Genomic DNA, 13,283 nt, shown 5'->3' with positions numbered 1-13,283 from the left:
AAGTCTCGAGTGCTTCTGTGGCGAGGAAGCTTGCTCCCGTTCGGGTGCGCAGCGCCCGTAAGCTTTTTGGGGCCGCTTCGCAGCCCAACGCGAGCAAGCTCCCTCGCCACAGAGGTTTACTTCTTGTGATAAGCGGTTACACGTTCAACTTCTTCTTTCGAGCCCAGGAACACCGCCACGCGCTGGTGCAGGCCTTCCGGTTGGATGTCGAGGATGCGCTGGTGGCCGTCGGTGGACGCGCCGCCTGCTTGCTCAACCAGGAACGACATCGGGTTGGCTTCGTACATCAAGCGCAGTTTGCCCGGCTTGGAAGGCTCGCGGCTGTCACGTGGGTACATGAACAGGCCACCGCGGGTCAGGATGCGGTGCACGTCGGCTACCATCGCAGCGACCCAGCGCATGTTGAAGTTTTTCTTCAGCGGGCCTTCTTCGCCGGCCATCAACTCGCCCACGTAGCGGGTCACAGGCTCTTCCCAGTGACGCTGGTTGGACATGTTGATCGCAAATTCCTGGGTGGAAGCCGGAATGGTGATGTCTTCGTGGGTCAGTACGAAACTGCCCATTTCGCGGTCCAGGGTAAAGCCTTTAACGCCGTCGCCCAGGGTCAGTACCAGCATGGTCTGCGGGCCGTAGATGGCGTAGCCGGCAGCCACCTGCTCGGTGCCTGGCTGCAGGAAGGCCTTTTCGTTCAAGGCTTCGTTCTGGCTCAGGTATTCATTCGGGCAGCGCAGTACCGAGAAGATAGTGCCAACCGGTGCGTTGATGTCGATGTTGGACGAGCCGTCCAGTGGGTCGAACACCAGCAGGTACGCGCCCTTCGGGTATTTGCCCGGGATCTGGTAGGCGTTGTCCATTTCTTCGGACGCCATGCCGGCCAGGTGGCCACCCCATTCGTTGGCTTCGAGCAGGATTTCGTTGGAAATCACGTCGAGCTTCTTCTGCACTTCACCTTGGACGTTTTCAGTGCCCATGCTGCCCAGAACACCACCGAGTGCGCCTTTGGACACGGCGTGGCTGATTTCCTTGCAAGCACGCGCCACCACTTCGATAAGGAAGCGCAGATCGGCAGGCGTGTTGTTGCTGCGGGTCTGCTCGATCAAATAGCGACTCAGGGTAACGCGGGACATGGAAGGCTCCGGAAAATGGGGGGCTTAAAAACCCGCGCAGTTTAACGCGAGTCGAGGGTTATTTCCTCTAATCAGAGGATTTAACCCCAATAGAGTTCACGGCTTGGCCGCCGGTGCACGCAACAAACTGTAGGCCATCGCCCCTAGCGCCGCCACACCCAGCAGGAGCACGGCCCACAGGCCGAGTTTCTTCCAGTCGGTGCCGGCTTCGGGCGAAACGGCAATCGCAGGCGATTTGACCGTCACGTCGCCTGTGACCGTGGCCTGCCCCAAGGTCTTGATACGCTCGGCGCTGTAGTCGGGAATCAGCGTCGACAGCGGCAAGTTAGCGGCCTTTACCGACGGGTTGCCCAACGCCAGGGTAAACGGCGGCTCGCCCCGCGCCAGGAACACCAACTGCGTGGCGCGCACAGCAAAATGCAATGCCGGCGCTTCCACGCCCAGGCCGCCGCCGCGCTCGTCCACCTGCAACTTGAGTTCGCCCACGGCAACGCCAGGCAATTGCAACTCATCCTGCACCACGTCCTGGCCGTTCTGGGCCAGGCGATACAACAAGCCATTGCTCAACGGCTGCCAGGCTTGATTGGCTTCCCGCCGCCCCGCCAACGTCACGGGCGCCAGCGTGTTGGGCTGCCTGAGCTCGACGCGCAAGCGCTCCACATGCAGCCCTGTCGGCAGCTGCCAGCTGTATTCACCGGCCTTGAGCCGCGTGCCCGACAGCGGCTGCGACCACACCAACGGCAGCGGCAAGCTGCTGCTGGTCGCGCTAACCAGTTTGGCCGACGTCAACTGCGGTGCCGCCTGCCCTTGCCACACCAGGCGCAGATAACGCGCCGTTTGCCCCGGCAAGCTCACGTCATGCTGCTCGACACGCTCGTCGGCAAACGACAAGCGCGCCACCTGCCCCTCGCCCCATGCCTGCCAGTGCTGCAAGTCATCGCTGGCTTCAATGCTGAAACGCTGGAAACCATCCTGCTCGCGGCTCCAGTCCAGGCTCATCTGCTGCAACGGCGCCTTGATCGAACTGGCGTCCAGCACCCAGCCACGCAACACTTGCGCGCCGGTCTTGGGCGGGAGCACTTGCAGCAAGGTGCCTTCGGCAGTGGACTTCATCACCACATCCGGCACGCTTTCACGGGTGTCGGCGGCGTACAGCGGGAACCACTTCACATCCGTCACGTCGCGGCTTTCGGTGCGTTGCGCGGACTGGCGCGACAGCGCGTAAGCCTGGGGCTCGCCGACGGCGTTGAACACGCGCACATCACTAAGATCCGCCTGGCGCGCGCTCAATTGCACCGACAGCGGCAACGCCAGGCGATACCAAGGCCCGTTGCCACTTACCGCCAACGGCACCTGTGTGGTGAAGTCGGCGGGCGTTTCTTGCGCCCACACCGACAACGTCGAACACATGCCCAACGCGATCACGCTCAACTTACCGATCAAGAGGATGCTCCTTCAGTTTCCAACACCGGCTCGACGCGTTTGGGCGGCAGCGGTGCGAAGTAACCCACCACCAGCAACAGCCCGCCCACACCAATAAACGACACGATCCGCGCCAGCCCGCCACGGTTACTCAGCTCGACAAAGAACAGCTTGGCGACCACCACCGCAATCAACGCCGCGCCGATCAGCCACACTTCGCGACGATGGCGCAGGTGGCCGCCGATCATCAGGCCCAGGGCGATCAGGGTCCAGACCAGCGACAGGCCGGCCTGCACCCACATGGACGCCAGCAAGGCATCCAGCTGGAACGGCACGCCCACCCAATGGTGGGCGGTGCGCATCACCAAGGCCGTGAAGAAGGCAAACAGCGAAGCCCCCGCGACACCTTGGGCAATCAGCTCTGCACGCGGCCCGCGCTGCGGCGCCACGCTGCGCGACCACAGGTAAATACCCAGCAATGCGAACAGCAGGCCCACGTCCAACGGGTTGAGCAATGGCACGTACGGCAGCGGTTTCGCCGTGCCGTCGCTAAAGATGTTCGCCAACCAGAACCAGCCGAGCATCAATACCGCCAGCGGCAACGCGGCCAGCACACGGTATTCACGCGGGTAGGCCGACACCGGCCACGGCCAGCTGCGCGGTGCCGCCGCCAGCACCAGGTACAGGCTTGGCAGAATCGCCCAACCCAGCCAGCGCCAGGCGTTGTACTCACTCGCCAGCAGCAACAGGCCGTAACGCAGTTCCAGCGCCAACACACCGATCAGCATCCAGCAGCCGAGCACATGAGCGACGCTCACTACCGTGCCCGGCACCACCGCCGCCAAACGGCGCAGCGCGATGAAATGCACCACGAACACCGCCAACCACGCCAGCCAGCCGTACTGCGCCGCCGGGTGGTAGTAATCATGGGCAGACACCAGCAACACCACGCCCGCCGCCGGCATCAGCAAGGCACATAGCATGCCCAGAGATGCCCAACGCAAACGTGCGGCCAACAGCGCCCAGATCGCCACGCTCACCGCCGCGATGCCGAGCAGAAATGCGCCTTGCAGCTCCTGCGGGATAAACCGCAGCACTTCGCCGATCAACGCCAATGCCCACCAGGCCGCGCCCCACACCAGCAGCAGGTCGGACAGGCGTTGCAATTTCAACACGGCAAACACCGGCGCCTGCGGCTCACGTTGCAAGCGCCAGGCGCCCACCATTGCCGCCAGGCCCAGCACCATCGGCGTCCAGAAACCGCTGTGCGCCAAGGGGCGCAAGCCCTCGCTGCTCAACGGCCCGAGCAACTGCGGCACCGCCAACAGGAACGAGGCGCCACCCACTACTTGCAGCAGCAAACCAAACACGAAACTCACGCGTTGTTGCAGGTACAGGCTCAACCAGATGATCAGCAAGCCACTGGCCGCCCACACGCCGCTGGCGCTTTCCCATGGCAATACAAACAGCACCGCGAGGTTGATCAACACCAAGCCGGCCAGCAGCACCACCGACAACCCGCGCAACAACCGCACATCGCTGCGCACCATTTCATCGCGCGCGGCCAACAGCATGCCGCCGACCAACGCCAGGCCGATCAGCGAGGCGGTCAACAAGCCGGTCCAGCCGGCACTGAATACCGCGGCCCCATCACCGCCCTGAAGGCGCAGGAGGAACAACACCCCGCCGAGCAATTGCACACCGAAGGCAGTGAACAGGAAGGTGCGCGAGCCGATGCGCAGCCCGACAAACAGCGTCAGCAGCCCGGCGATTGCCCAACTGATGGCGGTGCCTTGGGTCAGCAACAACAACGGCGCAAGCAGATACAAAAAGGTCAGGCCCAGGCTCGCCAGCACCGGCAGGCCGTTGCGCTCCCAGCCCGCGGCTTGTTCGGTCGAGGCCTTGCGCAACTGATCGAAGCTGAACAACAGCGCTGCGCCCAGCAACAGCGCGCCCAGTGGAGCACCGTCGAGCAAGGTCAACTCGCCAACGCGCAGTTCGCTGAGGAACGCCAGCGCTGACCCCAACTGTAACAACAGGCCAAACGCGCGAGCCAACGGCCGCTGCTGGCGCAAGCCGAGCCAGAAGATCCCGGCGCCCTCCACCGCCCAGGCCGCCGCCGTCCAGCGCGCGTCGAGGCCCAGCGGAATCGCCAGGCTGGCAAAGATCACGCCCAGCGCCAGGCAAGTTTCGGCCAGCAGCAAGGCGCGCCCGCCACTCAACAGCCGCGCCAAGCCCATGTAAATAAGGCCTAAACCGAGTGCACTGAACGCGGCGGCAAACTCCAGGTGCTGCACCACGGCGAACTGCAAGCCAAAGCCTACCAACGGCGGGCCGAACAGCATGCTGCCATCGACATAATCACCCTTGGCCGCCGACCAGCGCAGCAGCGCCTCACGGCCTGCGGGCGCATCGCCCACCTCTTGCAGCTTGCGGCGGGCGAACAACAGGCCGATGGCCAGGTACATCAGGAAAAACAGGATCAGGAACGGCTCGGTGCTCCACAGCAGTTCCGGTGTGTAGGAACGCATGCCCCAGGCGAACCCTATGCCGAAGGTACCGACAAATCCGATCAGGTTGAGCAGGCGCCAGGCCTTGAACCACGCGATGGCCAGAATGCCGGCGTTGAGCAACGCAAAGTAACTGAACAGCGCCACATGGTTGCCGGCGCCGGTTGAGGTCAGAATCGGCGCGGCAAACCCACCCAGCGCCGCGGCGCACGCCAGGCCGAGGGCATCCTGGGTGATCGCCAGGATGGCCGAGAACACCGTAACCGCCACCAGCAGGCCCAATGCGGCGCTCGGGTCGATCAACGGGTGCAAGCGCATCGCGGCAAACACCGTCAGGTACAACACGGCAATCCCGGTACCTTGCAGCATCAGGCCGTAATTGCTGTTGCGCAGCCGTAACCACCAACCCAGGCCCAGCAGGCCGATGGCGGCAGCGGCAACCCCGGCGTAACGCAGTTCAATCGGCACCACCACGCCTTCGGTGGCATAACGCAGCAAAAAGGCCAGGCCAAGGAACAGCAGCACCACGCCAACGCGCAGCACGGTGTTGCCGCCGAACAGCCAATTGCGTGCGCCGCCGATGGCGCGCTCGATCAGGTTGGGGCCACGGGGGATGGCGGGTTCTTTCGGTTTTGGTGCTGGGGTCCAGACGTCCTCCGGCAGTGGCTGGCTCGCCTCGGCCATCACGGCGACGGGCGCCAGTTCGGTGGGCAGCTCCCAAACAAGTTCGGGCTTGGCAACGGCAGGTGCAGGTTCAGGGATGGGGGCTTCGACAATCACGCTGTTTGTAGGCGCGGGCACTTCCAGTTGCCGCAGGCGCTCACCCAGGGCTATCAATGCCTTCTGCGTGGTCTCTAACTGAAGCGCTTGCTGGTCTGCCTGGGCGGACAGCCTCGACAGGCGAATCGCCTGACCAATGCCCAAGCCCAATAGCGCACCGAAGCCGGCATCGGTGAACGACTCATCGAGTGTCCAGCCGAGCACCAGGCCAATCAGCATGAAAATCCATTGCATGGTCGATATCCCTAAGCAGCCCGAGGCGGGCGAACCGAGGCCTAGTATATCGACGCAAAGCTAATGTGGGAGCGGCTTTTGTGGCAAGAGAGCTTGCTCCCGTTCGGGTGCGAAGCGCCCGCAATAGCCGGCGGCTGCTATGCAACCGAACGGGTGCAAGCTCCCTCGCCACAGAAGCCTGCTACCACTTGGGGGCCTGCGGTGTTTAGTCGAGGGCTTTCCATATCTCGGTGGCGTATTCGCGGATGGTGCGGTCCGAGCTGAACCAGCCCATGCGCGCCGTGTTAAGCACCGCTGAGCGCCACCAGGCCTTGGAATCATGCCAATGCGCCTCGACCCGCGCCTGGGCGTCCCAGTAAGCGTCGAAATCGGCGCATACCAGGAAGCGGTCGTAGTCGATCAGCCCGTCGATCAAGCCCACATAGCGGCCCGGATCATCCGGCGAGAACACCCCGCCGCGGATCGCTTGCAACACATCGTTGAGACGATGGGAGGCTGCCACATCCGGCCCGGCGTGGAATTCACCGGCGTGCTTGCGGGCTTCCACTTGTTCGGCGCTGAGGCCGAAGATAAACATATGCTCGGCGCCCACGCGCTCGTGCATCTCCACGTTGGCGCCGTCCATGGTGCCGATGGTCAGCGCGCCGTTAAGGCCGAACTTCATGTTGCTGGTGCCTGAAGCTTCAAAACCGGCCGTGGAAATCTGCTCCGACAAATCCGCCGCCGGGATGATGCTTTCCGCCAGGCTGACGTTGTAGTTGGGCAGGAACACCACCTTGAGCAAGCCGCGCACGGTCGGGTCGTTGTTCACGGTGCGGGCGATGTCGTTGGTCAGCTTGATGATCAACTTGGCCTGGTGATAGCTGGCCGCCGCCTTGCCCGCGAAGATTTTCACGCGCGGCACCCAATCGGTGCCTGGCTCGGCGCGGATTGCCTGGTACAAGGCCACGGTGTGCAGCAGGTTCAGCAGTTGGCGCTTGTACTCGTGGATCCGCTTGACCTGCACGTCGAACATCGCCGCCGGGTTCACCGAAATGCCCAGGCGCTCGTGGATGATCTCGGCCAGTGCCCTCTTGCTGTGCAGGCGCTGTTCGGCGAAGGCTTTGCGGAAAACCTGCTTCTCGGCGAAGGTCTCCAGCTCCGTCAGGCGGGTTTCCATGGTGTCGAGGATGTCCGGCCCCAGAGCCTCCACCAGCATCTCGGTGAGCTTGGGGTTGGCCTGGTACAGCCAGCGGCGGAAGGTGATGCCGTTGGTTTTGTTGTTGATGCGCTCCGGGTACAGCTTGTGCAGTTCGGAGAACACCGTGCTGCGCATCAGCTGGGTGTGCAAACCGGACACCCCGTTAACGCTATGGGAGCCAAGGAACGCCAGGTTACCCATGCGCACGCGGCGGCCATTGTCTTCTTCGATCAACGACACGGCGCGCAATACGTCGAAATCGTGGATGCCCTTGGCGCGCAGCGAATCGATGTGCTGGGCGTTGATCAGGTAGATGATCTGCATATGCCGGGGCAGCATGCGTTCCATCAAACCGACAGGCCAGGTTTCCAACGCTTCGGGCAACAAGGTGTGATTGGTGTAGGAAAGGGTTTCAACCGTCACGTCCCACGCGGCTTCCCACGGGATGTCATGCAGGTCGACCAGTTGGCGCATCAACTCAGCCACGGCGATGGACGGGTGCGTGTCGTTGAGCTGAATCGCGGCGTGTTCGCCCAGGCTGAGTACCGAGCCGTGCATGTTCTTGTGGCGGCGCAGCAAGTCCTGCAAGGAGGCCGAGACGAAGAAGTATTCCTGGCGCAGGCGCAATTCCTGCCCCGCTTCGGTGCTGTCGGCCGGGTAAAGCACTCGGGAGATGCTTTCGGCGCGGGCCACTTCCGCTACGGCGCCCAAATGGTCACCGGCGTTGAAGCGCTCCAGGTGCAGGTCTTCCACGGCGCGGGCGCGCCACAGGCGCAGGGTGTTCACACTGGCACCGCGCCAGCCGACCACCGGCGTGTCGTACGCCACTGCGCGCACGGTTTCGTTGGGCGTCCATACCTGGATCATCTTGCCGGAGGCGTCCGCCAGGGTTTCGACGCTGCCGCCAAAGCCGATCGGGTAGATCACTTCAGCGCGCTCGAACTCCCACGGGTTGCCGAAATCCAGCCAGCGTTCGGTCTGCTCTTGCTGCCAGCCGTCGACGATCGCCTGGCGGAACAGGCCGTGTTCATAGCGGATACCATAGCCGTGGCCGGCAATGCCCAGGGTCGACATGCTTTCCATAAAGCACGCGGCCAGGCGGCCCAGGCCACCGTTGCCGAGCGCCGCATCGGGCTCCAGCAGGCGGATGCGTTCCAGGTCCACGCCCAGTTCGGACAGGGCTTCGCGGGCAATCTCCAACACACCCAGGTTGCTCAGGCTGTCGTAGAGCAAACGGCCGATCAGGAATTCCAGCGAGAGGTAATACACCCGCTTCTGACCTTTGCGGTAGATGCGCCGCGTGTGGTTCATCCAGTGGTCGACCATCTGGTCGCGGGCGGCCAGCGCAATGGCTTCGAACCAGTCGTGGTCGAAGGCGTGATCCGGGTCCTTGCCCACCGCGTAAGTGAGTTTGGTCAAGACAGCATCGCGGAATGCGGCTACCTCTGCTTCTCGTGCAAGCGGTTCCTGAGACATCGGTGCGACCTCGGGCGAGATTGAAGGAGTTGCTAGAGCCTAGTCGGTCTGACAGACGGTAGACGTGCTGGTTCGGCAGTTTTTTAACTCATTCACCATTGCTGGAAATTGATGCAGGGGCCGTGCCTGCTTTTGGCCCCTGCACCGTTGGAGATGAAATCTGCAAAATATTGTTCAAAAAACCACCAATCCCGGTATGATCGCGCGCCCGGATACAGCCCCACCTTGGAACCTTGATGAAGCCTCAACTGATCGCCGCCGCGGAACTCGACCGTCTAGAGACCTGGCAGAAATATTCCGCCCACATGTGCGGTGGCTGCGTGTCCAGCTGCTGCACGCTGCCGGTCGAGGTGAAGATCAAGGACCTGATCCGCATTGGCATCGTCGATGAGTTCGAGCGTGGCGACCCGCCGAAGAACATCGCCAAGCGTTTGCAGAAGGAAGGCATCGTCGAGCGCTACAACAACAAATCCGAGATCTTTACCCTCCAGCGCATGAGCAACAACGACTGCCTGTACCTGGATCGTAAGACGCGCTTCTGCACTATTTATGACAAGCGCCCGGATACTTGCCGCAACCACCCGAAAATCGGGCCGCGGCCGGGGTATTGCGCGTATAAGCCCAAAGAAGTGGTGCGCGAGACTAATTTGCGGACCCTCGACAAGTTCTGATCCAGATTCTGCAGTGCCCTTGAGGGCCTTTTCGCAGGCAAGCCAGCTCCCACCTTTTTGATGTGTGAACACATTCAAGTGTGGGAGCTGGCTTGCCTGCGATGGGGCCAGTCAAGACAACACAAAAACTGCAGGCATAAAAAAACGCCCCCGGCCTTTCGACCGGGGGCGTTTTTCATTCAGCCTGAGTTAACTCAGTTCTTGGCTTTCTTGGCAGCGCGGGTACGCTCGCCTTCGTCCAGGATCTTCTTACGCAGGCGGATCGACTTAGGCGTAACTTCGCACAGCTCGTCGTCCTGGATGAATTCCAGGGCCTGTTCCAGGGTGAAGCGAACAGGTGGGACCAGAGCGATGGTTTCGTCTTTGCCCGAAGCACGCATGTTGTCGAGCTTCTTGCCTTTGGTTGGGTTAACGCCCATGTCGTTGTCACGGCTGTTCAGACCAACGATCTGGCCGTTGTAGATCTCTTGACCGTGTTCAACGAACAGCTTGCCACGCGCCTGCAGAGTTTCCAGGGAGTAGGTCAGCGCCTTGCCGGTTTCTACCGATACCAGAACACCGTTCTGACGGCCGGACATGTCGCCGGACTTCATGGTGTCGTAGCGATCGAAGATCGAGGTCAGGATGCCAGCACCGTTGGTCAGGGTCAGGAACTGGTTACGGAAACCGATCAGACCACGCGCAGGGATGTTGTATTCCAGACGCACACGGCCTTTGCCATCCGGCACCATGTTGGTCAGGTCGCCCTTACGCAGGCCCATCTCTTCCATGACCTTGCCCTGGGATTCTTCAGGGGTGTCGATGGTGACGTTTTCGAACGGTTCCTGCTTCACGCCGTCAACAGTACGGATGATCACTTCAGGACGACCAACGCCCATTTCGAAGCCTTCGCGACGCATGGTTTCGATCAGTACCGAGAGGTGCAGCTCACCACGGCCGGAAACCTTGAACTTGTCAGCCGAGTCGCCTTCTTCAACGCGCAGTGCAACGTTGTACAGCAGCTCTTTGTCCAGACGTTCCTTGATGTTACGGGAAGTCACGAACTTGCCTTCTTTACCGCAGAAAGGCGAGTCGTTTACCTGGAAGGTCATGGAAACGGTTGGCTCGTCAACGGTCAGAGGCTTCATCGCCTCAACGTTGTCTGGCTGGCACAGGGTGTCGGAGATGAACAGCGAGTCCATACCGCTCACGCACACGATGTCGCCGGCGAACGCTTCTTCAACGTCGATGCGGTGCAGGCCGTGGTGACCCATCAGCTTCAGGATACGACCGTTACGCTTCTTGCCGTCGGCGCCGATGGCCACGACTGGAGTGTTCGGCTTGACGCTACCACGTGCGATACGGCCAACACCGATAACACCCAGGAAGCTGTTGTAGTCCAGTGCCGAGATTTGCATCTGGAACGGGCCATCACGGTCAACTTTTGGAGCCGGTACGTTGTCGACGATCGACTGGTACAGCGGGGTCATGTCTTCAGCCATGTCGGTGTGTTCCAGACCGGCAATGCCGTTCAGGGCCGAGGCGTAGACGACTTTGAAGTCCAGCTGTTCTTCGGTAGCACCCAGGTTGTCGAACAGGTCGAAGATCTGGTCCAGAACCCAGTCCGGACGCGCGCCTGGACGGTCAACCTTGTTGATGCACACGATCGGACGCAGGCCGGCTTCGAACGCCTTCTTGGTCACGAAACGGGTTTGCGGCATAGGGCCGTCTTGAGCGTCAACCAGCAGCAGAACGGAGTCAACCATCGACATTACGCGTTCTACTTCGCCGCCGAAGTCGGCGTGGCCCGGGGTATCCACGATGTTGATGTGGTAGCCGTTCCAGTTGATAGCGGTGTTTTTAGCCAGGATGGTAATACCGCGCTCTTTTTCCTGGTCGTTGGAGTCCATCACGCGCTCGTCGTTGAGCTCGTTGCGCTCCAGGGTGCCGGATTGACGCAGGAGTTTGTCTACCAGGGTGGTTTTACCATGGTCAACGTGAGCAATGATGGCGATGTTACGTAGATTTTCGATCACTTGTGTATCTCGATCAGAGGATTCGGTGTGCTGACAGGTCGTGGCAGCGATTAACAGTAGAGTCAGGCCTTGCCGTTACAGCTTGACGGCAGAGTCGGGGGGCCGGTGACGCAGGCCACAGGCAAACAGCCCCGGGCTCTTAGCTCGGTCGATAAACGCGCACATTGGCATACCCCTCACTGAGCAAATGGTGGGCATGCAGGCGACTCATCACGCCTTTGTCGCAATACAGCAGGTACTGACGGCTGTTATCCAGTTCCTTGAAGCGCGCGTTCAATGCGTAAAACGGCAGCGCTTGCACGTCGATGCCAGCGATTTCCAGCGGCTCATCCTCGGCGGCATCCGGGTGACGGATGTCGACGACGATCTGGCCGGCCAGGGCTTCGCTGACTTCTTCGATTTGCACATCCTGGCCCAATTCATCGATGACACGATCGATCGGGACCAGTTTGGCGTTCTCGAGCGCACGCTCAAGAATCGCCATATCAAACTGTTGTTCTTCATACTCCACGCGGTTGCGCTTGGCGTGGGTCTTGGGGTTCACCGAAATGACCCCGCAATATTCAGGCATGTGCTTGGCAAAGTCGGCCGTGCCGATTTCTTCTGCCAGGTCGATGATGTCCTGCTTATGGCTGGCGATCAGCGGGCGCAAGACCAGCTTCTCGGTGACGCAATCAATGAGCGACAGGTTCGGCAGCGTCTGGCTGGAGACCTGGGAGATCGCTTCACCGGTCACCAACGCGTCGATCTGCAACTGATCGGCGATTCGGGACGCAGCGCGCAACATCATACGCTTCAATACCACGCCCATATGACTGTTATCGACTTTGCCGAGAATTTCGCCCAGCACTTCCTCGAACGGCACGCTTACAAATAGCACGCGTTGGGAGCTGCCGTACTTCTTCCAGATAAAGTGCGCGACTTCCATCACGCCCAATTCGTGTGCACGCCCGCCCAGGTTAAAGAAGCAGAAGTGGCTCATCAGGCCGCGGCGCATGATCTGGTAGGCCGCCACCGTGGAATCGAAACCGCCGGACATGAGTACCAGGGTCTGTTCCAGGGCGCCCAGCGGGTAGCCGCCGATGCTGTTGTGCTGGCTGTGGATCACAAACAACCGTTGGTCGCGAATTTCCATGCGCACTTCAATTTGCGGCGCTTTCAGGGAAATTCCGGCGGCGCCGCACTCACGACGCAGCTTGCTGCCGACGTATTTCTCGACATCCATGGAGCTGAAGGTGTGCTTGCCGGCGCGCTTGCAGCGCACCGAAAAGATCTTGCCTTCAAGCGCACTGCCGTAGTGCTTTTTGCACTTTTCGGTGATGTCGTCGAAGTCGCCCAACGGGTACTCATCCACCTGCAGGAAATGCGCGATGCCCGGCATGCAGCTCAGGCGCTCGGTCATGTCCTTCAAGGCTTTGGCGTCGGTAATACGGGTTTCCAGCTCGAGGTTGTCCCACACGCCATTCACCACCACAGCCGGGTCCAGGTCACGGAGCACGGCACGGATGTTCTTGGCCAACTGACGGATGAAACGCGTCCGTACCGGTCGGCTTTTGATGGTGATCTCGGGGAAGACTTTTACGATTAATTTCATGGAAACAGCGCGCGCCGGGCCTGCTGAAAAAGGGGGGCGCGGATTATAGCGGAAATCGCTCAAGGTTTAACCAGTTAATATGCATCTCAGATGCAACGCACCAAAACGGGTCATTTGCGCAAATTAACGCTACATTGCAGTGCGTTATTTATTCCGCTTCAGCGGATTGCACCGTTATAGGGGCCATTTTGAGGCAAAAAGGCCATGTTGGCGCACTGGCATGCAATTTGCTCTCTTGTGAGGCAGGTTGCCTTGGTCGAGTATTCGCGCCGGC

7 protein-coding genes are annotated in these 13,283 nt (G+C 61.0%); 1 reads left to right on the top strand and 6 read right to left on the bottom strand.

Annotation, left to right across the window (positions count from 1 at the left end):
- Positions 1 to 116: 116 nt before the first annotated feature.
- The 4 genes from PSH96_RS01820 to PSH96_RS01805 form a co-directional block, all read right to left on the bottom strand.
- A complete protein-coding gene (locus tag PSH96_RS01820; RefSeq protein ID WP_003237460.1) occupies positions 117 to 1,127 on the bottom strand; it encodes a class 1 fructose-bisphosphatase in 1,011 nt (336 codons plus the stop codon).
- A 96-nt stretch (positions 1,128 to 1,223) separates the two neighbouring features.
- The gene (locus PSH96_RS01815; RefSeq protein ID WP_305459967.1) at positions 1,224 to 2,567 is read right to left on the bottom strand and encodes a DUF3999 domain-containing protein; all 1,344 of its coding nucleotides are present in this window, start codon (positions 2,565 to 2,567) and stop codon (positions 1,224 to 1,226) included.
- Positions 2,567 to 6,073 carry a DUF2339 domain-containing protein gene (locus PSH96_RS01810; RefSeq protein ID WP_305457099.1) on the bottom strand — a complete coding sequence of 1,169 codons (3,507 nt, stop codon included), beginning with the start codon at positions 6,071 to 6,073 and terminating at the stop codon, positions 2,567 to 2,569. The genes PSH96_RS01815 and PSH96_RS01810 overlap by 1 nt, the downstream gene beginning before the upstream one ends.
- Positions 6,074 to 6,278: 205 nt before the next feature.
- Entirely contained in the window at positions 6,279 to 8,729 is a 2,451-nt protein-coding gene (locus PSH96_RS01805) for a glycogen/starch/alpha-glucan phosphorylase (RefSeq protein ID WP_017138624.1), read from the bottom strand.
- A gap of 236 nt (positions 8,730 to 8,965) precedes the next feature.
- Here PSH96_RS01805 and PSH96_RS01800 point away from each other — a divergent pair, with 236 nt between their 5' ends.
- The gene (locus tag PSH96_RS01800) at positions 8,966 to 9,400 is read left to right on the top strand and encodes a YkgJ family cysteine cluster protein (RefSeq protein WP_017138625.1); all 435 of its coding nucleotides are present in this window, start codon (positions 8,966 to 8,968) and stop codon (positions 9,398 to 9,400) included.
- A 194-nt stretch (positions 9,401 to 9,594) separates the two neighbouring features.
- Here the strand turns inward: PSH96_RS01800 and typA are convergent, their stop codons facing one another.
- Both typA and thiI read right to left on the bottom strand, forming a co-directional pair.
- Positions 9,595 to 11,415: a translational GTPase TypA gene (gene typA, locus PSH96_RS01795; protein ID WP_305457098.1), complete on the bottom strand. Its 1,821-nt coding sequence runs from the start codon at positions 11,413 to 11,415 to the stop codon at positions 9,595 to 9,597.
- 139 nt (positions 11,416 to 11,554) lie between these two features.
- Entirely contained in the window at positions 11,555 to 13,009 is a 1,455-nt protein-coding gene (gene thiI / locus PSH96_RS01790; RefSeq protein WP_305457097.1) for a tRNA uracil 4-sulfurtransferase ThiI, read from the bottom strand.
- Positions 13,010 to 13,283: the final 274 nt, after the last annotated feature.

This window comes from Pseudomonas sp. FP2338, from assembly GCF_030687515.1.
GTDB lineage: Bacteria > Pseudomonadota > Gammaproteobacteria > Pseudomonadales > Pseudomonadaceae > Aquipseudomonas > Aquipseudomonas salomonii.
Note: the sequence above shows the minus strand (reverse complement) of the source record. Positions and strands in the feature narration are given on the sequence as shown.